The sequence below is a fragment of the Bacillus sp. FSL P4-0334 genome (assembly GCF_038004825.1).
GTDB lineage: Bacteria > Bacillota > Bacilli > Bacillales > Bacillaceae > Bacillus > Bacillus velezensis.
Map to the genome: position 1 here is coordinate 2,132,113 of NZ_JBBORX010000001.1, position 20,763 is coordinate 2,152,875.

The following is a 20,763-nucleotide window of genomic DNA, read 5'->3' on the forward strand; positions in this document are numbered from 1 at the left end:
AGCGGCTGCTTTTTAGGCGTTTCCGACCACATTTTGATCGCTGACATCGGGGTCTATATAGTTTGTCGCATTGACAACGTTGTTTAATAACAGGAAATCTCCGGTATTGCCTGCTCCCGAACCGAGCGCAGATTTAGAAGAGCTTTTTGGAGAAAGGTAAAAGGAATCACCAAAGTTTACGACTCCGCCCGATATGGAATTGATAGCTATAGGTCCGGTAATTGCTGGCATAAACGACACCCTTTATAGAAGTCTCACCGTCATTATATGTCAGGGCTGCTGTGATTGTGAGCTTGGTGTGACAATCTGCCTAATATGTTTCAGCCGCGAATCTCCCAGAACGATCGACGTCGATCCGATTTGAACTACGGACGCTGACGATACCCCTTGAACTTTCACATTCCTTACCCGAATTGAAGGGTTTTCATGGCAGAATGCGCTTTGGACTCCCGTTTCTGGTAACGGCATGACGGCCGGCTGCCGAAAGATCTGGTATTCTTTTTTGTTAAATGAGCCTTCATCATCTCTGTATAAGGCAATAGTACGCTGATCGGCCAATACTTTGATCCGCATATTGATTTCATTCGTATCGCCTGCTTGAAAGACACTCGCAATCCCGACTGAATTGATTTTGGCGTTCCGGAGGCGTGAAATGCGCTTTAACATTATTCCGGCGCCAGCGGCACATAAGGCCCGATAATAAGAGATTCCGGAGGCGTGTCAAAGATGGAAGACAGATAGACGGAATCGGTGTCGCCGATTAATAATAAGGAAGAACTGGACACACCGGTAGACCGGATGTCGCCGACTTCAATATTCCGGTTAATCACTGTAAAAATCATGACGGATCATCACCTTTCATTTCACCAGGTATGTGCTTAATAAAGTGCTCGACGGCCCTGACAATATCACGCTTCACATGTTCGGCAATCTGCTCGGCATATTGCGCGGGCGCCGTGTTTTCTTCTTTCGGGACATGGGACAGATAATACTGAATCCGGCTGTCCATCTGCTTTCTGATATCTTCAATAATATGATATTTGTTCGTTTCGTCCAGCCTGCTCTCATACTGAGTTTCGAGCTGCTCTAAAAGCGCGGGGATTTCTTCATTCAGGTACATATCGACGTTTTGGCGGATTTGCTGCATTTGCTGGCCCGCCTGTTCCTGCTGCATCATTCCGACCTGCGGAGATGTCTGGCCGACTTCGAAGTTTTGCACGGCATTCGGATCAGTCGGATTCAATCCGATATTCAGTGTTCCTTCCAGCCGTTCAATTTTCAGCTGATCAAATTTATACTCGAGCCGATCGATTCTTGTAGAAGGCTGCTGCTTCAGCGTTGAAATTTCATTTTGGAATTCTTTCAGCTGCCGTTCGAGCTCCTGAATCTGCTGCGCCTGCTGCTGGACGAAAGAATTTAAATTCTGCAGGTAGGATGAAACGGATTGATCATACATGACATTCACCTCGCGTCTCGTTTCCTTCATTAAAACTACCGGCTTGGCGGCTGGAGCGGTACAAATGATGAGGTGCCGGGACCTCCCCCTGTTGTTACAGTCTGCTGCCCCGCGGTGACAGGCGGCGCCGGCTCAACATAACTCCCTGTGTTGTACAGATTGGAAAGAGATTTAATTGAACCGGCGCTTCCGATTTGCAGTATGGAGGAATTGCTGACAGATTCTACACGCATGTAATTGATATGGATCGACTGATTGACGTAAAAATTCATACGGCGCCTCCTTTATGCGTTTCCTGCCATCGGCTGATCGATTACATCATTATCGTACACATTCGTTGAATTCCTGTAATTCGTCAGTGTGAGATTGTCTCCGGTATTGAAGCTGCCCGCTCCGGCAAATGTCTTAACCTCTGCTTTTGGAGAAATGGTGATGCAGTCGCCTATATGAACGACTCCGCTCGTACCGACGGCATTAATTTTAAACGCTCCGACAATTGCGGGCATACGAGCACATCCTTTTCGTGAAGATTTTCATGACTACACTCCAGGAGCTTATCTGGGCTGCCTGCCTAAAATAGCTTATGACAAATGCATATTTTTGTGAGCGGAAAAAACTTTAGATGTAAAAACACCGGCGCTTTACGCATGCCGGGTCTTATACATAAATGATACAGATTTATATACATATCACGTTTATGAGAAAGCCTCTTTTTTTCCTGCGGTGCGGCCGTGCTCAATCTGTGCGGCCGGGTTCAGCCCGCTGTCTTTCGTTTGTTGGATGAGCCCGCCCCGGCACCCGTTTAAAAGGCTGTCCAGCTCCTGGCTGCACCTGATGGTCTCCGTTGCATTGATTCCGAATTTTTGCGCTGTCTCGAATAAAGTTAATCTTTTTTCTTCAATTTTGTTCATCGTGTGATCTCCAATTCTCGATTATTTTGGAAAACATAGGATGACAATAGTATAACCCATTTTGGCCAAGAAGGTTTTATTTCGTCAATATGACTAAAAAAGTGACAATTTTTGATACTCTTTTACACTTATTTTCAGCCTGTTTAAAAGAGGAATTTCCCGTCCGGAGGAAGAATACATAAAGGAATGCCAGATTTAAAAATGATGGGGGATTAACATGAAATTTGCGACAGGGGAACTGAACAGCCGAACATTTGTCGGTCTGATCATTGATGATGACAAAATCTTAGATCTGCAAAAGGCTGAAAAAAAATTGTTTGAACTTGAGACGATTCCGGGTTCGCTGATCGAGTGCATTCAAAAAGGAGATAAGTTTGTCGCGCATGCCGGACAGCTTGCGGAATGGGCGAAAAAACCGAATGATGAGTCGGGTTCATTTATGTATGCGCTGTCTGACGTAAAGCTTTGCGCGCCTATTCCGAGACCTTCAAAGAACGTGATCTGCATCGGGAAAAATTATCGTGATCATGCTGTTGAAATGGGGAGTGAGGCGGATATACCGGAGCATCCCATGGTTTTTACGAAAGCCCCCGCTGCCGTTACAGGACACGGAGAAACAGTGGACAGCCACTTGGACGTAACGGACCAGCTTGATTATGAAGGGGAGCTTGCGGTAATCATATCAAAAAGCGGATCGCACATCTCCAAAGAACATGCGCTTGATCATATATTCGGCTATACAATTGTAAATGATATAACAGCGCGCGATCTGCAGAAGAAACATAAACAGTTTTTTATCGGCAAAAGCCTCGATACGACATGCCCGATGGGCCCGGTCATTGTACATAAGTCGGCCGTCAGTGATCCGCAAAGCCTGAAAGTTGAAACGCGGGTGAACGGAGAACTGCGCCAATCAGGATCAACGGGTGACATGATTTTTCCGATAGCTGAATTAATCGAAACGCTGTCAAAAGGAATGACGCTTGAAGCCGGTGACATTATAGCGACGGGGACGCCGTCCGGTGTCGGAAAAGGGTTTAAGCCGCCGAAATTTTTAAAGCCGGGGGACCGCATTGACATTACAATTGAACCGATCGGCACGCTGTCGAACCAAATCGGATAATTGTGTGTCTTTCGCACGATTGATAATGCTCCGATCGGCTTGTTGTGGTACCATAAGTGAGGCAGATTGATCTGATAGGGGGAATTGAACATAATGACACATTGGCATATTACTTCATGGGTCGTTGCGCTTATCCTGGTATTTGTCAGCTACGGGCTGTACGGTTCCGGAAAAGCGAAGGGCGCAAAAATTACGCATATGATTCTGCGCTTATTCTACATTATTATTATTCTGACCGGAGCTGAGCTTTTTGTCCGTTTTGCGAATTGGAACGGAGAGTACGCCGGAAAAATGCTGCTCGGCATCATTACCATCGGACTGATGGAAATGCTCGTCATCCGCAAGAAAAAAGGCAAATCAACCGGCGGACTGTGGATCGGTTTTATTATCGTGCTCGTCCTGACAGTGCTGCTCGGCCTTCACTTGCCGATCGGCTTTCACGTATTTTAATCAATCGCTTGAAAAACCCGGATGCATCCGGGTTTTTTTAGTTGCGCATACATTCTGCGCAACTGTGCCGCTGAATGAGAAATGCCGTGACAGGGGGATGTTGATGAGGCGAAGGAGATTTGCAGGATGCCAAAAGCGTCAATCACTCTTGCTACCGCAAAAGCTACGGCTGTGAAGGGTAAAAGCAAACGCCGGGCGTCAATCAGCGTGAAAAACAAAGCTAAATACATCAGGCGGCACCTATTTAAAAGGTGCCGCCTGTTTGTTACGCGGTGCCGTCTTGTCTTGCCGCTGAATACATAATGGAGCGCCGCCCGTCAGATGCCGTCCATTCAAATCTGTCGTGTTTACCCGAGCTGCCGCGGTGATGCTGCAGGGCGCATTGTGCGTCATCCGCCGAGAAGTGATAAAACGAAACGCCTTCACCGGAAAACAGCGCCTGATTGTAGGAAAATACGCAATCATATACAGACAGGCCGAACCCGTGAAGATGGCTGAGAAACAGCAGAAACGTTTCATCGTCCAGCGAATCGAGCAAGGTTAACAGCGGCCGTTTGACCGCCTTTTCATAACGGATTTCTTCCCCGCCGAGCAGGGGGATGGTGTCTGCGCCGATTTCGGCCGCACCGCCGCAAATCCGTGCCGGCTGCCATCTGCCGCCGCGTTTCATCAATACGTCTGCGTTTCCTAGACTGTCTGCAAGCAGGATATCGCCTTCATCGTTTTCGACGAGGCAGATGCCGTCCTCTATCATCAGGGTGCCGCGACCCCATTTGTTTTTTTCTGAGAAAAGCTGTTTTCGTTTCATAACCGTGCCGGTCTCCTTTGTTTGTTTCTTCTCTTCCGTTCTTTCCAAATCGGGCTTGTCTCATACAACTCTTAGTGGGACAAATCAACTATCTGCGTTTCTTTGCATAAACTGGGTAAAGTGCTGATAGAAACGAATTTGATACCGACAGAAACGGGATTGGAGCTGATATCACATGTGTGGAATTGCGGGTTGGGTCGATTTTCAAAAGCAGCTCGTCCAAGAGAAACATATTATGAACAATATGATAGACACTCTTTCAAAACGAGGACCTGATGATTCAAACGTCTGGGGAGAGCCCCATGTTTTATTCGGACATAAAAGACTTTCGGTCGTTGACATTGAAGGCGGCCGCCAGCCGATGGCCTGCACGCATCAAGAGGAAACGTACACCATCATTTATAATGGCGAGCTGTATAACACGGAGGAATTGCGGAAGGAGCTTCAGGCGAGGGGCCACCGTTTTGAGAGGACCTCTGATACAGAAGTGCTGCTGCACAGCTATATTGAGTGGCGGGAGGAGTGCGTGAACCGCTTGAACGGTATTTTCGCTTTTGCCATCTGGGATGAAAAGCGCAAGCGGCTGTTCGGGGCAAGAGACCGGCTCGGCGTCAAACCATTTTTTTATAAAGAACACGGCTCTTCCTTTCTGTTTGGGTCGGAATTGAAAGCCATTCTTGCTCATCCTGATGTGAAAGCCCGAACAGACAGCGGCGGACTTGCGGAAGTATTCGGACTCGGGCCGTCCAGAACTCCGGGCTGCGGGGTGTTTAAAGGAATTCACGAGGTGCGTCCCGCCCATGCGTTCACTTTCTCAAAGGACGGTTTGTCCATATGGCGTTATTGGAATGTAAAGAGCGAAAAGCATACAGACAGCTTCGATGAAACCGCGGCTCACATTCGGTACTTATTTCAGGATGCAGTGACACGCCAGCTCGTATCTGACGTGCCGGTTTGCACGTTTTTATCAGGGGGGCTTGATTCGAGCGCGATAACCGCGATAGCCGCCGCTCATTTTGAGAAACAAGGCAGAGATCCCCTTCATACTTATTCAATTGATTATGAGGAGAACAGCAAATTTTTTAAAGCGAGCGCCTTTCAGCCGAATGATGACGGCCCGTGGATCGATAAAATGACAAATGCATTCGGCACACAGCATCATAAGTGCGTGATTACGCAGGATCAGCTGGTTGAACATCTGGAGGAATCCGTTCTCGTCAGAGACCTGCCGGGCATGGCTGATGTTGATTCCTCGCTATTATGGTTCTGCCGGGAAATTAAAAAAGATTTTGTCGTGAGCCTTTCCGGAGAATGTGCGGACGAAATTTTCGGCGGATATCCGTGGTTTCACACCGCGGCAGAAGAAGACGGATTTCCTTGGATGAGGTCGACTGAGGAGAGGATCACGCTCTTGGATGAAAAGTGGCAAAAACGGCTGAATCTTAGAGAATACGTGAATGCGAGATATGAAGAAACCATTGCGGAAACGCCGCTGTTAGACGGTGAGACGGGAACAGATAAAACGAGACGGCAGCTGTTTTACTTAAATATGCTTTGGTTTATGACAAATCTGCTCGACCGCAAAGACCGAATGAGCATGGGCGCAAGTCTTGAAGTACGGGTGCCGTTCGCCGACCACAGACTTGTGGAATACGTTTGGAATATTCCTTGGGAAATGAAAATGCATGGCAGCCGGGAAAAAGGCATCTTGCGGAAAGCGCTTGAAGGACTGCTTCCTGAAGATATTTTGTACCGCAAAAAAAGCCCTTATCCGAAAACGCATCACCCGAAATACACGCAGGGGGTCACAGAATGGCTGAAAACGATTTTACAACAGAAAGATTCCGTGCTTCACACCCTGCTTGACAGAAAGAAGCTGGAAATGCTGCTGGAGACAGAAGGTTCATCTTTTCAGGTTCCGTGGTTCGGCCAGCTGATGAAAGGCCCGCAGCTGATCGCCCATCTTGCCCAGATCCATACATGGTTTGAGGCGTACCGTATCGATATAGAAGAATAACAGTGCCGCGACCGGTTTCCGCTGAAGGATATCGGTCTTTTTATTGTGAAACATATGGTACACTAAAAAACAGAGGAGTGATACCATGACCGAATACGAAACATGCGCCCAGCTTGCCGAGGCGCACTTTCCTTTATATAAACGGACTTTCTCATCCCTGCCGCCAAAAAACAGGCGGGCCGCATGGGCGGTGCTTGCTTTGTTTCACGAAGCTGACCGGCTTGATGTGCAGGAACTTGGAGGATTTGAACAGGCGGCACAAGACTTTCTGAACGGGTCCCGCGCCGACGGCTTTTTGTGGGAGGCGCTCGCCGATGTGCGGCAGCAATTTGCGCTTGAAGAAGAGCCGTTACGTGAGTTTATCGCCGGCCAAATCTCTGACAGAGAAAAAGTAACGTATCAAGAGTTTGATGACCTGCTGATGTACGCGGGCCAAACAGGCGGAGCCCTCGGCCTGCTGCTGCTGCCGGTTTGTGCGCGCCGGAACCAAGAGAAACTCCGCCATGCAGCCGTTTCATTAGGAGCAGCCATTCAGCTGACCCGGGTGCTTCTGGAGGTCCATACGGACGAGCGGGCGAAAAAGCGTCTCCCGCGCCAGGTGATGAAGCAATTCGGCTATACGGAAGAAGAGCTGGAGAGCCATACCGTCAACAAAGCTTTTATGAATGTATGGGAGTACATCGCATTCGAGGCCGAGGCGTATTTCGAGGAGGCGTCTGAAGAGCTGGAGCTGTTTCCGTTATACTCAAGGCCCGCCGTTACCGGTTTAGCGGCACATTACCGGTCAGAGCTCGGTGACATGAGAAAACAGCTTTCACAAGCATAAAAAAACGCCCGGCTTCATAACGAAGCCAGGGCGTCTATGCAATCCCTTTTTGAATCCAAATCCGCGACCGCCATCTTCTGTACATAAGAATGCCTCTGACCCATTCATCCGCGATAAATGAAATCCAGATGCCCATAAGCCCTAATCCGAAATGAATGCCGAACAGATAAGCGAGCGGCAGTCCGATACCCCACATGGAAATCATCGCCATGTAGACGGGAAATTTTGCATCTCCGGCAGCCCGCAGCGAGTTGATGATAATGACATTGAATGAACGGCCGGGCTCAAGAATGATCGTCATGGCGATCAGCATGCTCGCCGTCGCAATAATGTCAGGGCTGCTTGTGAAAATTCCGATCAGCTGCTTTGAAAACAAAGTCATGATCACTGATGTCAAAGCGGCAATGCCAAGCGCCCAGTACAGACTTTTCATGCAGCGGTCATAAGCGTCGTCAAACCGTTTGGCGCCGATATATCTGCCGATCAAAATCTGTGTGCCCTGGCTGATCGCCGTTCCGAACAGCAGGATAAACATGGTGATGTTTTGTGTATAAACCTTTGTTGTAAGCGCCTGAGCGCCCATAATGGCGATAAAATAAGTGACAACCATTTGCGAAATGTTGTAAGACAGCTGTTCGCCGGCAGACGGAATCCCGATTTTCAGGAGTTTCCGCAAGTGCTCTTTATGGACGTGAAAAATCTTTTGCCATGTCAGACCGAGTCCGATGCGTTTTTTGACGATCACAATCATCGCGATCAGCCCGATGATCCGCGCGAAGGACGTTGACATCGCAACACCGGCGACGCCTAACACCGGAAGGCCGAGCGGCCCGAAAATGACAAGAAAGTTTCCGGCAATATTTAAAATATTCATCCCGATCGTAACGAACATCGTATCCTTCGTATGACCGTAGCTTTTTAAAATGGCGCTGAACGTCATAATCAAAGCCTGAATGAAGGACAGCCCGCCGACCACCTGCAAAAAGACTTTGGCATCCGGCATCAATTCATTGGAAAGACCCATCACATGAAGCAGCGGAACGGCCGCAAAAAATATGGCGGCGCTGATGGCGAGACTGATGACAAAGTTCGCTCCTATTGATACATAAGCCACTTCCTTCGCCTCTTTTTTCTGTTTAGATCCTAAAAACTGTGAAATCACAATTGTCGTACCCGTAGCGATAAAGCTGAACATCACGATAATTAAATTTAAAATCTGATTGCTGACACCCACGGCCGCCACACTGTTGTCAGAGTATTGGCTAAGCATAAGAGTGTCGGCGTTTCCCATAAACATATATAATGAAACCTCAATAAATATCGGCCAAGTCAGCGCGTATAATGAGAGTTTGTGATCAGAGGATTGTTTGAACGCAGCCCGTTTTAAAATCGCTTGTTTCATTTCTTTTAACCCCTTTCCTGACAAAATCAACGTTTAAAAGTGTACCTCCATTTTCTTATAATAAAAAGGGAGAGAAACGAAACTTCTTGCAAAAATCCGACTTAAAAAGGAGGGCCGAAAATATGTCCTTTCTCGAGTTCACAGTTCCTCCGTTCCCGGTCTTTATCGCTGCGGGAGAAGGAGTGTTCAAAAAAGGCGAAACCCATGTGAGACGGGTCTTCCCGGTGTTTGATCTGCTGTATGTGAAAGAAGGCGTCCTCTACATTACAGAAGACGAAAACGCCTTTTCCGTTGAAGCGGGAGAATATATTCTGCTTTCTCCCGGCCTTGAACATTACGGGACAAAAGGCAGTGAAGAAACGACATCCTATTCGTGGCTTCATTTTGAGGGAGCGGCTTATGAGATGGCGGAAACAACCGGGAACAATTGGTCGGAGCTGAGGCGAAAAAAAGGGAGCTTTGAAGAGCCGTCCCGCTACCGCCTGTCCCTGCCGCAAAAAGGGAAGGTGAGACGCCCGCAGTTTATGGCCGGGCAATTCAGTGTGCTGACAGATGACAGCGCCGAGAATTCCGACCTGCCGCTCAGAAAGCAGATTCTGTTTGAAGAGCTGCTGCTCCATCTTCAGAAGGAAGCGTTCCAAATCCCGTCCGCAAAGGAAAGAGTCGCATGGGAGGCCGCCCGGTACCTGCAGGAGCACTACAAGGAGAAAACAACCATCAAAGCGCTCTCTTCGGCTCTTCATTACAACCAAGACTACGTGACCCGCTGTATGCAGCAGGTGCTCGGCGTCACGCCCGGCCAGTATACGAACAAAGTCAGAATGACGGAGGCGAAACGTCTTTTGTCCGCAACCAATGACAAAATGGGGGCGATCGCGGACGCCATCGGTATGGAGGACCCGACCTATTTTTCCAAACTGTTTAAACAGATTGAAGGCATTTCGCCGCTTGAATACCGCAAATTCGTAAGCCGGAAAACGGACTGACCTAAAACCAGAGAACAAAAGAGGGATCAGTAAGCATGAAAATGACAATTTACGATGTGGCCGAAAAAGCGGGCGTCTCCGGCTATATCGGATTATGATAGATTCGAAGTAAAAAAGCAAAGGCCCGGGAGGCCTTTGCTTTTTTATGATTCGTATGAGAAAAAAATGTAGTCAGTCGGCACGCCTTTATAGCCCATTTGGTGAAGCATCGCGGTGATATTGCCGCGATGGTATGTGCCGTGATTCACAACATGCCGGATCACATCGGCATATGTCGTCTGAAGCGTCCCCAGGCGCGGATGAGAAATAGAGATCGGACCTTCCGGGTTCTCCATTTCTTTTAAAAATTCGCTGAATTCTTTGTCCAGTTCAGTCATTCTATGTTCAATCGCCTCAAAATCTCCGTCAAGCTTTTCAAATTGATCAAACTGCGAGACGATTTGTTCGAAAGTTTCTCCGTAAAGCACGTGAAGCCAAATGTAATCAGCCCGGTATATATGCACAAGCACGGCGTTCACAGTCGGAAAAACACTTTTCAGTTTCTGCTGTAAGCTGACCGCGGGCAGCGTCTTCAGATGCTGAATAACTTGCTCATTTGCCCATCTGTGGTAGTGATACAGCTTTAAAATGTCTGACATTCCAATTCCCCCTCTTCTTCCGGTACATTCAACATGGCCTGGCCGAATTCCTTTTATCGAAACAAAAGCGCCGCAAAATAAAAAGCAGCACCCCACATCACCAATGCCGAGCATTTATTCAGGATGCCGAGGAGCCGGCCTCCTGTATCCGCCGTTTGAACGAGCCGTCCCGCGAATGCCAGTCCGGCGAACCATACCCAGGAAACCGCGATACAAGCACCGGCAAACAGCCATTTATCAATTCCCGGATAGGCGGCGGAGCTTGTGCCGATGACACTGACGGTATCCAAAATCGCATGCGGGTTCAAAAGGGATACCATGACGGCCGTGACCGCCTGTTTTTTTGCCGTGAAAACCGTTTCTCTCGCCTGTTCGGCCTGCGGTTTGCTTCTCCAAGTCTGCCAGCCTAAAAAACTGAGAAACAAAAAGCCGCCTATAAGCATGACGGTCTGAAAAACGGGAATCTCTGCAATAATCATTGACACGCCTGCGACGGCCGCGCTGATGAGAATCGTATCGCATACCGCGGCGGCAATCACTGCGGGAAATGCCTGCCACACATGTTTTTACCAGGCTCCCTGCTGAAAAATAAACACGTTTTGCGCGCCCAATGGCAAAATAAGGCCGAAAGCGAGCATCACTCCGTGAAGAATGGCATTCATTTCGTAAAACCCTCCAATCGTCAACTAAATCTCATTGTAGCCGCACTGTGTGCTGATGTCTCCGGCCATTTGGCTGGTACTTGAACCAGCCAAATGTATAATAAATAAAGAAGGAGGGATGACGTATGAACAGCTGGCGTCCGGATCGGGAGTCGCACATACCGCTTTATCTCCAGATCGAACAGCATATAAAAGAAAAAATACTTCATGGCGAATGGACCATCGGCACGAAAATTCCCTCACAAAGAAAGCTCGCCGAGGAGCTTCAGGTCAACCGAAGCACAGTGACGGCAGCAGTTGATGAGTTAATCGCCCAAGGTCTTCTGGAAGGAAAAAGAGGGGGAGGCACAAAGGTCGTCAACAATACGTGGAGCATCATGGCAGCGGCTAAGCCCCTTGATTGGAGCACATACGTTACATCGGGGAGTCATCAGCCGAATTTATCCTTGATTCAGGCCATTAATCAAAACGAGCCGCGTCCGGATCTGATCAGGCTGGGGACGGGTGAACTGAGTCAAGAGCTGCTGCCTGAGCAGGAGATGGCCGAACTGTTCCGTGAAGCGGGAACTAACATTTTTGCGCTCGGCTATGAAGAACCGAAGGGCAGCCTGCAGCTTCGGCAAAGCGTCGCGGAACATTTGAAAACAAAGGGGATTCACGCGTCCCCGGCATCCATCGTAATCGTCTCAGGCGCGCTGCAGGCGCTTCAGCTCATTTCAATCGGGCTGCTAAAACCAAACTCCGTCATGCTGACTGAAAACCCGTCGTATCTCCATTCCCTGCGTGTGTTTCAATCAGCGGGCGTCAGGCTTAAGGGAGTGCCGATGGATGGGAGCGGAATCAAAACGGATCATCTTCCCGCTTACCGGCGGCAATACGAAGCAGGGCTGCTGTACACCATTCCGTCATTCCATAATCCGACGGGAACGGTGATGTCACTCAAGCGGAGGAAGGAACTCATCGTCCTCGCAAGAAATCACCGCCTGCCTGTCATTGAAGATGACGCATACGGTGATTTATGGATCGATAAAGAACCGCCGCCTCCGTTAAAATCCATGGACGGTGAGGGGAATGTGCTGTATGTCGGCACGCTGTCAAAAACCGTAAGCCCTGGTCTGCGCATCGGATGGGTCGTCGCCCCTGAGCCGGTTGCAGACAGGCTCGCCGATATTAAAATGCAGACGGATTACGGCTCCAGTGCTTTATCTCAATGGGCGGCATGTCAATGGCTGTCAAGCGGCCGCTATGAAGCGCGCCTTTTGCGTCTCAGAAAGGAACTTAAAATCAGAAGAGATGCGGCATTGCGTTCTCTTGAAAGATACGCGGGAGATATTGCGGAGTGGCGTGTGCCGGAGGGGGGCTTTTATATTTGGGTCACTTTTCATCAAGCAATCGCCGTTCAGACGCTTTTCACCCGTGCCTTGGAGGCCGGCGTGCTGATCAATCCGGGAGCTCTCTATCTTCCCGAAGACCGGCAAAGCCTGCGTCTTTCCTATTCATACGCATCCTTACCGGACTTGGAAAAAGGCATTCAAACGATAGCGGACATCGCCCGCCGTTTCGTTTAATAAAAGATCACGTCACAATGGCTCCGAGTGCTTCTGCAAATGTAATGGCATGAGACGGAGAGATGCGGCATCCTTTCAGCTTCTCAAGTGAGACGTGCAGATGATCAAATGAGCACGTGCTGATATCCATATTAAAAAGAGACGTGCCGATGAAGTTTGCGCCGTTCAAATCACAGACGTCAAGATCTGTGTATTCAAGAACGGCATCATTCCACTCACTTTCTGTAAGAGCGCACGTGTCAAACCGGACATGCTTCATATTGGAATAGCTGAAGGAGCTGTAATTTGCGAGGCAGTCTTCAAACCGTACATGACGCATGGCGGAATCCGCCAGATTCAAGCCGAGAAGTTTTGAATGCTGAAACGCCGTTCTATGGATGATGCTTCCGCTGAAATCAGCGTTTGAGACATCACATTTGTCAAACAGGACATCCGTACATTCCATATGTCTGAAAGAGACATCCGTAAAAACGGTGTTTCTGAAAATGACTTTTTCGGCGCGCAGGCCGTCCAGTTTGCCGCTTACGACGGCGTTTTCTATGACGACTTCTTTTATGAGGTCGTCCTGAAGCGCTTCTGTGAAAGAAAGCACCGGCAATTCTTTCGGGATTTTCGGTTTTTGGATCGTATTCATCTCATACTTCCTTTTCTGAATTAATAGCTGAAAACGGCAATTGACAGATATCGTTCTGCCTGCCATCCTTGCTGTTGTGTAATGTACAAAGGGTATTAAAAAAGCGGGAGGGCGTCAATAGTACCGCATATAAAAGCAGGCGTGACATTCAAGGTAATGCCCTTAGAGACATGTCCCCAAGGGAATTTGTCTGTTTCAGGCGAGTTCTTTATACATGATCACATGCGGGCCGATGCCGGGTATGTCAAAGGGGCTGCCCGTGCTTTTCCAGCCGAGCTTTTCGTAATATCCCTTTACGTGACATCTGGCGTTGCACCAGACAAGCGCCGCCCCCATATCTGCCAGTTTTCGTTCTGCATAGGCGATTAACGTGCTTCCCGCTTTTTGCGTCCGGTATTCCTCAAGCGTCGCCATGCCGCGCAGCTGGTAGGCGGGCGCTGCCTGTAACGCCTGCTGGTTCTGCGGGTAGAAAGAAGCGATGCTGATCAATGTCCCGTCGTAAAAACCTCCGAGATGAAAGGCTCCTTTGACGCTGTCCTGATCATATTTACAATCCTCAATCGTCTGATGGGGGCGCAGCACGCTGTGTCTGATCGCGTATGTGTCTTCTGCGGTGATGGGTTTTACTTCAACCATGAAAAAATCCTCCTTTGCTTGATTCTTTTTCTGTATCGTACCATGAAAAAGCCGCCTGTCATATCAGGCGGCCTCTTCCGCGTCAATGCAAATATACATCAGCCCGCTTTTCATCCTTTTTCTTAATATAAGCTGCAAGCTCTGACGTCAAATCAGAACGGAGAAACGGGGTGATTAAATAAATTCCGTTAAACAGTTCGCACGCCGTGTCGAGAAGCGACTTGGCGATGGCGAGGCCTTCGGCTTTCTGCTTCCGCTTGTCTTCGCCGGCGAGCGCCATTTTTTCGCGGATGCTGTCTGACAGCTTAATGCCCGGGATTTCATGATGGATGAACTCTGCGTTGCGGCTGCTCGTTAACGGCATGATTCCGATATACACCGGTGTTTTGAGATGCTTCGTTTCATGATGAATGTCAATGAGCTGCTGCTCCGAGTAGACAGGCTGGGACACGAAGTAGTCAGCTCCGCACTCGATTTTTTTCTCCAGCCGTTTTACTGCTTTATCGAGATGGCGGACATTCGGATTAAATGCTCCGGCTACGGAAAAGTTCGTTTTCTTGCCGAGCGGTTTCCCTGATAAAGAAATGCCCTCGTTGAATTGTTTAATCAGCCTGATCAAGTCAAAGGACGTTAAATCATAGACGGAGGTAGCCCCTGGAAAGTCGCCGATTTTTGAAGGATCACCCGTGATGGCTAAAATGTCGGTGAGCCCGAGCGTATCCAGCCCCATTAAATGTGACTGAAGGCCGATGATGTTGCGGTCTCTGCATGTAATGTGAACGAGAGAACGGATATCAAGGCGCTCTTTCAGCAATGAACCGCAGGCTGCATTGCTGATCCGCGGTGTCGCCAATGAATTGTCGGCGAGCGTCAGCGCTTCTATGCCGGTTTCTTTTAATTCAGCCGCCGCTTGCAGAAATTTGTCAAAATTCAATTTTTTCGGCGGATCAAGCTCTACGATAATTGACCGTTTTTGAGCGGCGATTTCGTTTAAACCCGGTTCGATTCGTTCGTTGCTGACTGAGATGACTTCTTCTTCCCGTCTGATTTTCACTTCTTTCTCAGTGACGGGGGAAAGGCCGCGGACCGCTTCAGCCATGGCTCTGATATGGTTTGGCGTCGTACCGCAGCAGCCGCCGATAATGCGCGCGCCCTGAGTGCGGAACTGTACGGCGCTCTCCCGGAAATAGGCATCGTCCGTATCATAAACAAGCCGGCCTTCTTCTAAAGACGGAAGGCTGCTGTTCGGATAGACCGATAAATAAGCGTCACTGAAAATCGGCACTTCGGTGAGCGCTTCAATCATGTGGTACGGGCCGAGCCGGCAATTGATTCCCGTTATGTCAGCGCCGAGATCGGCAATGGACCTGAGGGCTTCCCGAAGCGGCGTTCCGTCCTGCAGCACGCCCTGTTCGTGCATGGATACGTTCAGCATAATCGGAAGTTCCGTTTCTTTTCTCGCGATCTTCAGCACTTCGCGCGCCTCTTCTAAATCATAGTATGTTTCCAGAAGCAGACCGTCCGGCTCTTCGTGCAGCAATAAATAAAGCTGCTCCCGAAAGCTGCGTTTAATCTCCTCCAGGCTGTAGGCGTTTTTGTTAAAGGTGCGGATGCCGCCCATCGTTCCCAATACATAAGCGCCGTCTGAGGAAGCGCGCGCGATTCTGACCGCCTCCTGATTGATTTTTTTCGTTTCGTCCTCAAGTCCGTATCTTGAGAGCTTAATAAAATTCGCGCCGTACGTATTTGTCTGGATGATGTCTGCCCCGGCTTCCACGTAAGCCTTATGTATCCGCTTGATCTCTTCGGGCTTTGATACGTTCAGTTCCTCAAAACATCTGTCAATGCCGTAGGAATAGAGGAGAGTGCCCATCGCGCCGTCTCCGATTAAAATCCGTTCTTTTAAGTCTTGTAATAGTCCCATTGTTTGCCTCCTTCGTCACATTCAGCAAGGAAAAAAGAGAAATAAAAAAAGTCTTCTTAAGAAGAAGACTTTGTAATCATTTGTCTCTCTTCTTATCTTCCAAGCTGTTTTTAGCTTGCTGGATTTAGCACCTTGGTCATGGTTTGGGTAAACCACTACACCGGTTGCTGAAGCGTCGTCGGGCCAGTCCCTCGGCTTCTCTTGATAAGAACGTTCATGTAATTGTCATGGGTTTCCAAAACTTAACTGTGAAAATCCCTTTCTCCAAATTTACCGAAAATAGAGACAATAATCAATAGGAATCACATAATTTATCTAAAATTAATAAATTGAACGTCAATCGGCAGGTCTGCTCCGCGGACGGCTGCAATAATCTGCTGCAGATCATCTTTATTTTTTCCGGTGACGCGCACTTGGTCGTCCTGAATCTGCGACTTGACCTTCAAGCCGGAGTTTTTAATCACCGCGTTGATTTTTTTGGCGTTGTCTTTATCAATGCCCTGTACAAGCTTCGCACGCTGGCGCACCGTGCCTCCCGATGCATTTTCGATTTTGCCGTATTCAATGTTTTTCGTCGGCACGTCCCGTTTGATCAGCTTGCCGCTCAGCACATCTTTGAGCTGATTCAGTTTAAACTCGTCATCAGAAATCAGGACAAGTTCTTCCTTTTCTAAAGTTACATCGCTTTTCGATCCTTTAAAGTCATAGCGCGTGCCGATTTCTTTCAGCGTCATCTGAATCGCATTCTGCACTTCGGGAAATTCAACTTTGGATACAATATCAAAAGAACTTTCTTTTGCCATGAGAAAACCTCCTATAACATTTCACTTATGAGTTGATTATAGTAGAATAAAGAGAAATGTCCAACAGCATAAAGCATGAATTTATGCATATTGGAAAAAATGAGAAAAACATCAGCCTCATACGGGCGAATCAGGAAGGACGATAACATGAGACCAGGGCAGCAGCTCACGCTTAGTATAGATCACCAAACCGATTTCGGTTATTTTTTAACCGACGGCGAGGATACGGTTCTTTTACATAACAGTGAAATCACAGAGGATATCGAAGACAGAGATGAAGTGGACGTATTTATTTACGTCGATCATCAGGAAAGACTCGCGGCGACGATGAAAAAGCCGCTCATCAGCTTTTATGACTACGGATGGGTGGAAGTGACGGACGCTGTGGAAGATATGGGCGTATTCGTCGACGTCGGTCTGTCAAAAGACGCGCTCGTCGCAACGGAGCACCTGCCTCCGTACAAATCCGTCTGGCCGCAAAAAGGAGACAGACTGTATTGCATGCTGAAGGTGACAAGCCGCGGGCGCATGTTTGCCAAGCCGGCGCCTGAGGATATCATCAGTGAATTATTTACGGATGCAGGGGAAGACGTCATGAATAAAGACCTGACGGGCACGGTGTACAGACTGATTGCATCAGGCTCTTTTCTGATTACCGATGAAGGCATCCGCGCGTTTATTCACCCTTCAGAAAGAAAAGAAGAGCCGAGACTCGGCAGCCGCGTGACAGGGCGTGTCATCGAGGTGAAGGAAGACGGCTCCGTCAACATGTCCCTGCTGCCGAGAAAGCAGGATGCGCTTTCGGTTGACGCGGAAGAAATTCTGACCTATCTGAGATCAAGAAACGGCGCGATGCCTTACGGAGACAAAAGCCATCCTGACGATATCCGCGAACGGTTTCATTTAAGCAAAGCCGCCTTTAAGCGGGCGCTCGGGCATCTGATGAAAAACGGCAAGGTCTATCAGGAAGACGGCTGGACATACGAAAAACAATAAATTTTCTGCAAAAACATCGGTGAACCAAAACCGATGTTTTTTATTTTCTCAAAAGCTCCTATACCCTCATTTGTTTAACATCCTGCCGAACATACATATTTTATTGAAATAAAATATTCTGACATCCGAACCGATATATAACTGTAGAAAAAAACAAAAGGAGAGTTTCAATGAGAAAAATGGCGATATTTGCGGCTGTACTGCTGCTTGCGCTCAGCACGGCGGGATGTGCCGGCAAATCTGAGGAAACGGCGGCCGAAAAAACGAAAACAATCGGCATCATGCTGACAGACAACGGCCTCGGCGACCAATCATTTAATGATTCAGGCTTTCAAGGTTTGATGAAAGCGAGAGACGAGCTCGGCATCACATTTGACTATCGGGAAATAAAAGACACCGGTACATACGAAAAAGGACTGACCCAGCTTGTCCGGGAAGGCAATGACCTTGTTGTGGGGCTCGGTTACAGCATGCAGGCGGATTTAGAAAAGGTCGCTAAAAAATATCCGAAGCAGCGGTTTGTGCTGATTGATTCCGTATCAGACCTGGATAATGTCACCTCCGTCACGTTTAAAGAGGATGAAGGAAGCTTCTTAGCCGGAGCGCTGGCGGCCATGACGAGCAAAACCGGCACAATCGGATTTATCGGCGGTTCAGATGCCGACGTCATTAAACGGTTTAAAAAAGGCTATCTGAAAGGCGCGGAATCAGTCAAACCGAGAATCCGCGTGCTGTCGGACATCAGCGGTACGTTTGATGATGATAAGCTCGGGAAGGGCATCGCCCAAAACATGATCCGAAAAAAAGCCGATGTCCTGTTTACGGCGGCCGGCTTCACGGGTGTCGGCGCACTGAAAGAAGCGGAGGCGCAAAAAGTATACGCCATCGGTGTTGACAGCGATCAATATTACACCGCCGAGCACGCCGTTATCTCTTCTTTAGTGAAAAACGTCGACCATGTCATCTATGAATTGGCGAAAGATTTAAAAGACAACAAGGAGATCAAAAGCGGAGAGATCGTTTACGGACTGAAGAAAAACGGCATGGACTTAGCTAAGATCAGAGTTGTCAAAAACGCAGGCGGGCTGACGAAAAAGATCACGGATATGAAAAACAGTCTGATTGAAAAAGGAGGCGATCTGAAGTGACATTACGGACAAGGCTGCTCGTTAACGCAGCCGTTACGATGATTTGCTTCGCCGCCGTCATCGGCTTTACCATCGTAAACATGATGAAGATTCAGGCTTCAAATGAAGATGAAGTGGACGCGCTGTTAAACGTTCAGGAAGCAAAAGCTGACCTTAATACGTTAAAAGAAAGCATCACCGGCTATTCCTATACGCTCGCAGACGCCCAGAAAGAAGATGTGCGAAGCTATATGAAAAGCAGCTCAGACAAACTGGCGGCGCTCAAAAAAACGATGACGGACGGTGCAGACAAAGCCGCTTATGACAAACTCGCCAAAAAATACGAATCATGGCAGGCGGAGGCGGACGCTGCTCTTGATTCGAAAAGCCCGGCTGAAGCGACAAGGACGGCGGCCCGCATCAACGGTCTTCTGAATGATATTTATATGCTGAATCTGAAAAGCCGGGATCACTATGAAGACATGCAGAAGCAGACGGCTGACCAGATTCAGTTTATCGTTTACAGCGCAGCCGTGCTGACCATCGTGATACTTGCCGTCACCGTCATATCTTCCATCAGGCTGACGAAGAGAATTGCAGGGCCGATCCGCCGCATGGCTGAAAATGCCCGTCGTATTGCAGGAGGGAACCTTGCTGTTGAAATGCTTGATTATAAAGGGAAGGACGAACTGAAAGAGCTGAATGACTCATTCGGAATGATGGCTGAACAGCTCCGCACCTTAATTCAGGCGATCGGAGAGGTCGGCCGTGAAGTCGAGACTTTCGCGGAAGGTTTGACGAAGGAAAACCAGACGCTGAAGGACATGACCGAGCAGGTGTCCGTGTCGACGGAAGAAATGGCGAAAGGCTCCCAAACCATTTCAGAAGATCTGCAGCATACGGTGCAATTCATTGAACAAATGGATGAACATTCAAAGGCGAACGCCGAACGTTCAAAACAAACGACGAGAAGCAGCGAAGAGACGATTGCGGCGGTGGCTGCGGGGCGCGGTGCTTTAGCCGAGACCAAGCAAGCCATTGATAAAAGCAATGAGACATCAAAAGAGATTTCCGAAGCCGCCGATCTCTTCATAGAGCATGCGGCAGGCATCAGTATGATGGCGCAGACCGTTTCTGACATTGCGGGCCAGACCAATCTGCTGTCATTAAACGCCGCAATCGAGGCGGCCAGAGCAGGCGAGGCCGGAAAAGGATTTGCCGTCGTTGCCGAGGAGATACGGAAGCTCGCAGACGGATCAGCCAAAGCGACCGCGCAGATTTTCGATATGGTAAAGCAAATTGAAGACGGCATCACGTCTATTACCGGAGCTGTCACGACCGGCGTCGCTTTAGCGGGCAGACAGCAGGAGCTGATGGAGAAAACGTCAGAATCATTCGTCCATATTGAACAAAAAGCCGCCCATATTAAAGCGGAGCTTACTCAATTGGACGGACGGATCATCGAATCGAAACAGCTTGGTGAGCAAGTGCTGCATCATGCCGGAAGCATCAGTGCCGTCGTTCAGGAAACGGCTGCGGGAAGCGAAGAGATTTCTGCCTCCGCGCTTGAGCAGCTGTCTTCTTTTCATAAAATGGCGGAAAGCGTCAATAATCTGGTGAGCCTGACAGAGCGGTTAAACGATCAGGTCCGCCGGTTTACTTTGTAACGGGCTTATGCCCGCCCCTGATTTTTGCAGCCTGACATGAGTAACTTCTGAATGAAACACAAATACTGAATATACTTGTGTTTATATTTATTCTTTTTCGTGAAAGGTGAAAAAAGATGGGAGGAATCG

At 48.6% G+C, this 20,763-nt stretch carries 24 protein-coding genes, 1 pseudogene and 1 riboswitch; of the genes and pseudogenes, 9 read left to right on the forward strand and 16 right to left on the reverse strand.

The features are described from left to right. Positions 1-12: 12 nt before the first annotated feature. From NSQ37_RS10920 to NSQ37_RS10950, 7 genes are all read right to left on the reverse strand, one after another. On the reverse strand, positions 13-231 hold the full coding sequence (locus tag NSQ37_RS10920) for a spore germination protein (RefSeq protein ID WP_003155143.1): 219 nt from the start codon (positions 229-231) through the stop codon (positions 13-15). A gap of 39 nt (positions 232-270) precedes the next feature. Then, positions 271-666 carry a spore germination protein GerPE gene (locus tag NSQ37_RS10925; RefSeq protein ID WP_007610514.1) on the reverse strand — a complete coding sequence of 132 codons (396 nt, stop codon included), beginning with the start codon at positions 664-666 and terminating at the stop codon, positions 271-273. Beyond that, positions 666-842 (reverse strand): hypothetical protein, encoded by a 177-nt coding sequence (locus tag NSQ37_RS10930; protein WP_003155141.1) that lies wholly within the window; start codon positions 840-842, stop codon positions 666-668. The genes NSQ37_RS10925 and NSQ37_RS10930 overlap by 1 nt, the downstream gene beginning before the upstream one ends. After that, positions 839-1,456, reverse strand: a complete 618-nt coding sequence (locus tag NSQ37_RS10935; RefSeq protein WP_003155139.1) for a spore germination protein GerPC — start codon at positions 1,454-1,456, stop codon at positions 839-841. The genes NSQ37_RS10930 and NSQ37_RS10935 overlap by 4 nt, the downstream gene beginning before the upstream one ends. A 35-nt stretch (positions 1,457-1,491) precedes the next feature. Then, complete coding sequence (locus tag NSQ37_RS10940) at positions 1,492-1,728, reverse strand: spore germination protein GerPB (protein ID WP_007409164.1); 237 nt, start codon at positions 1,726-1,728, stop codon at positions 1,492-1,494. 12 nt (positions 1,729-1,740) lie between these two features. Next, complete coding sequence (locus tag NSQ37_RS10945) at positions 1,741-1,962, reverse strand: spore germination protein (RefSeq protein ID WP_003155135.1); 222 nt, start codon at positions 1,960-1,962, stop codon at positions 1,741-1,743. A 189-nt stretch (positions 1,963-2,151) separates the two neighbouring features. Then, positions 2,152-2,367, reverse strand: coding sequence for an aspartyl-phosphate phosphatase Spo0E family protein (locus tag NSQ37_RS10950; protein ID WP_007409163.1), 216 nt, complete (start codon positions 2,365-2,367; stop codon positions 2,152-2,154). Between the two features lie 217 nt (positions 2,368-2,584). Between NSQ37_RS10950 and NSQ37_RS10955 the strand changes: the two genes are divergently transcribed. Further along, positions 2,585-3,490 (forward strand): fumarylacetoacetate hydrolase family protein, encoded by a 906-nt coding sequence (locus NSQ37_RS10955; protein WP_326364975.1) that lies wholly within the window; start codon positions 2,585-2,587, stop codon positions 3,488-3,490. Positions 3,491-3,583: 93 nt separating this feature from the next. After that, entirely contained in the window at positions 3,584-3,940 is a 357-nt protein-coding gene (locus NSQ37_RS10960) for a YisL family protein (RefSeq protein ID WP_007409161.1), read from the forward strand. On the opposite strand, the gene NSQ37_RS10965 is transcribed toward NSQ37_RS10960, so the two are convergent. Both NSQ37_RS10965 and NSQ37_RS10970 read right to left on the reverse strand, forming a co-directional pair. After that, entirely contained in the window at positions 3,937-4,170 is a 234-nt protein-coding gene (locus NSQ37_RS10965; RefSeq protein WP_186302953.1) for a hypothetical protein, read from the reverse strand. The genes NSQ37_RS10960 and NSQ37_RS10965 overlap by 4 nt on opposite strands. Before the next feature lie 35 nt (positions 4,171-4,205). After that, positions 4,206-4,748 carry a DUF2777 family protein gene (locus NSQ37_RS10970; protein ID WP_038456447.1) on the reverse strand — a complete coding sequence of 181 codons (543 nt, stop codon included), beginning with the start codon at positions 4,746-4,748 and terminating at the stop codon, positions 4,206-4,208. 175 nt (positions 4,749-4,923) lie between these two features. Here NSQ37_RS10970 and asnB point away from each other — a divergent pair, with 175 nt between their 5' ends. Together asnB and NSQ37_RS10980 are read left to right on the forward strand one after the other, a co-directional pair. Beyond that, entirely contained in the window at positions 4,924-6,765 is a 1,842-nt protein-coding gene (gene asnB, locus NSQ37_RS10975; RefSeq protein ID WP_326364976.1) for an asparagine synthase (glutamine-hydrolyzing), read from the forward strand. Positions 6,766-6,850: 85 nt separating this feature from the next. After that, positions 6,851-7,591 (forward strand): squalene/phytoene synthase family protein, encoded by a 741-nt coding sequence (locus NSQ37_RS10980; RefSeq protein WP_076423861.1) that lies wholly within the window; start codon positions 6,851-6,853, stop codon positions 7,589-7,591. Positions 7,592-7,625: 34 nt separating this feature from the next. On the opposite strand, the gene NSQ37_RS10985 is transcribed toward NSQ37_RS10980, so the two are convergent. Then, positions 7,626-8,993 (reverse strand): MATE family efflux transporter, encoded by a 1,368-nt coding sequence (locus NSQ37_RS10985; RefSeq protein ID WP_043021379.1) that lies wholly within the window; start codon positions 8,991-8,993, stop codon positions 7,626-7,628. Between the two features lie 122 nt (positions 8,994-9,115). On the opposite strand from NSQ37_RS10985, the gene NSQ37_RS10990 reads away from it, so the two are divergent. Continuing rightward, entirely contained in the window at positions 9,116-9,979 is an 864-nt protein-coding gene (locus tag NSQ37_RS10990; protein ID WP_283888110.1) for an AraC family transcriptional regulator, read from the forward strand. Between the two features lie 143 nt (positions 9,980-10,122). On the opposite strand, the gene NSQ37_RS10995 is transcribed toward NSQ37_RS10990, so the two are convergent. Beyond that, positions 10,123-10,617, reverse strand: coding sequence for a DinB family protein (locus NSQ37_RS10995; protein ID WP_015239546.1), 495 nt, complete (start codon positions 10,615-10,617; stop codon positions 10,123-10,125). Positions 10,618-10,670: 53 nt separating this feature from the next. Then, positions 10,671-11,279: pseudogene (locus NSQ37_RS11000) on the reverse strand (LysE/ArgO family amino acid transporter). Between the two features lie 125 nt (positions 11,280-11,404). On the opposite strand from NSQ37_RS11000, the gene pdxR reads away from it, so the two are divergent. Beyond that, entirely contained in the window at positions 11,405-12,847 is a 1,443-nt protein-coding gene (pdxR, locus tag NSQ37_RS11005; RefSeq protein ID WP_253613106.1) for a MocR-like pyridoxine biosynthesis transcription factor PdxR, read from the forward strand. Positions 12,848-12,854: 7 nt separating this feature from the next. Here the strand turns inward: pdxR and NSQ37_RS11010 are convergent, their stop codons facing one another. From NSQ37_RS11010 to NSQ37_RS11025, 4 genes are all read right to left on the reverse strand, one after another. Continuing rightward, complete coding sequence (locus NSQ37_RS11010; protein WP_341123730.1) at positions 12,855-13,481, reverse strand: pentapeptide repeat-containing protein; 627 nt, start codon at positions 13,479-13,481, stop codon at positions 12,855-12,857. A gap of 195 nt (positions 13,482-13,676) precedes the next feature. After that, a complete protein-coding gene (locus NSQ37_RS11015) occupies positions 13,677-14,117 on the reverse strand; it encodes a GNAT family N-acetyltransferase (RefSeq protein ID WP_007409151.1) in 441 nt (146 codons plus the stop codon). Positions 14,118-14,199: 82 nt separating this feature from the next. After that, complete coding sequence (locus NSQ37_RS11020; protein ID WP_061046910.1) at positions 14,200-16,041, reverse strand: bifunctional homocysteine S-methyltransferase/methylenetetrahydrofolate reductase; 1,842 nt, start codon at positions 16,039-16,041, stop codon at positions 14,200-14,202. A gap of 89 nt (positions 16,042-16,130) precedes the next feature. Next, positions 16,131-16,252: riboswitch (SAM riboswitch) on the reverse strand. Between the two features lie 100 nt (positions 16,253-16,352). Next, the gene (locus NSQ37_RS11025) at positions 16,353-16,844 is read right to left on the reverse strand and encodes a YajQ family cyclic di-GMP-binding protein (RefSeq protein ID WP_012117263.1); all 492 of its coding nucleotides are present in this window, start codon (positions 16,842-16,844) and stop codon (positions 16,353-16,355) included. 99 nt (positions 16,845-16,943) lie between these two features. On the opposite strand from NSQ37_RS11025, the gene NSQ37_RS11030 reads away from it, so the two are divergent. From NSQ37_RS11030 to NSQ37_RS11040, 3 genes are all read left to right on the forward strand, one after another. Then, positions 16,944-17,840: a CvfB family protein gene (locus NSQ37_RS11030; RefSeq protein ID WP_172615145.1), complete on the forward strand. Its 897-nt coding sequence runs from the start codon at positions 16,944-16,946 to the stop codon at positions 17,838-17,840. A 170-nt stretch (positions 17,841-18,010) separates the two neighbouring features. Then, positions 18,011-18,988 carry a BMP family lipoprotein gene (locus tag NSQ37_RS11035; protein ID WP_032871161.1) on the forward strand — a complete coding sequence of 326 codons (978 nt, stop codon included), beginning with the start codon at positions 18,011-18,013 and terminating at the stop codon, positions 18,986-18,988. Continuing rightward, the gene (locus NSQ37_RS11040) at positions 18,985-20,634 is read left to right on the forward strand and encodes a methyl-accepting chemotaxis protein (RefSeq protein ID WP_119026997.1); all 1,650 of its coding nucleotides are present in this window, start codon (positions 18,985-18,987) and stop codon (positions 20,632-20,634) included. Before NSQ37_RS11035 ends, NSQ37_RS11040 begins: the two co-directional genes overlap by 4 nt. Positions 20,635-20,763 lie beyond the last annotated feature (129 nt).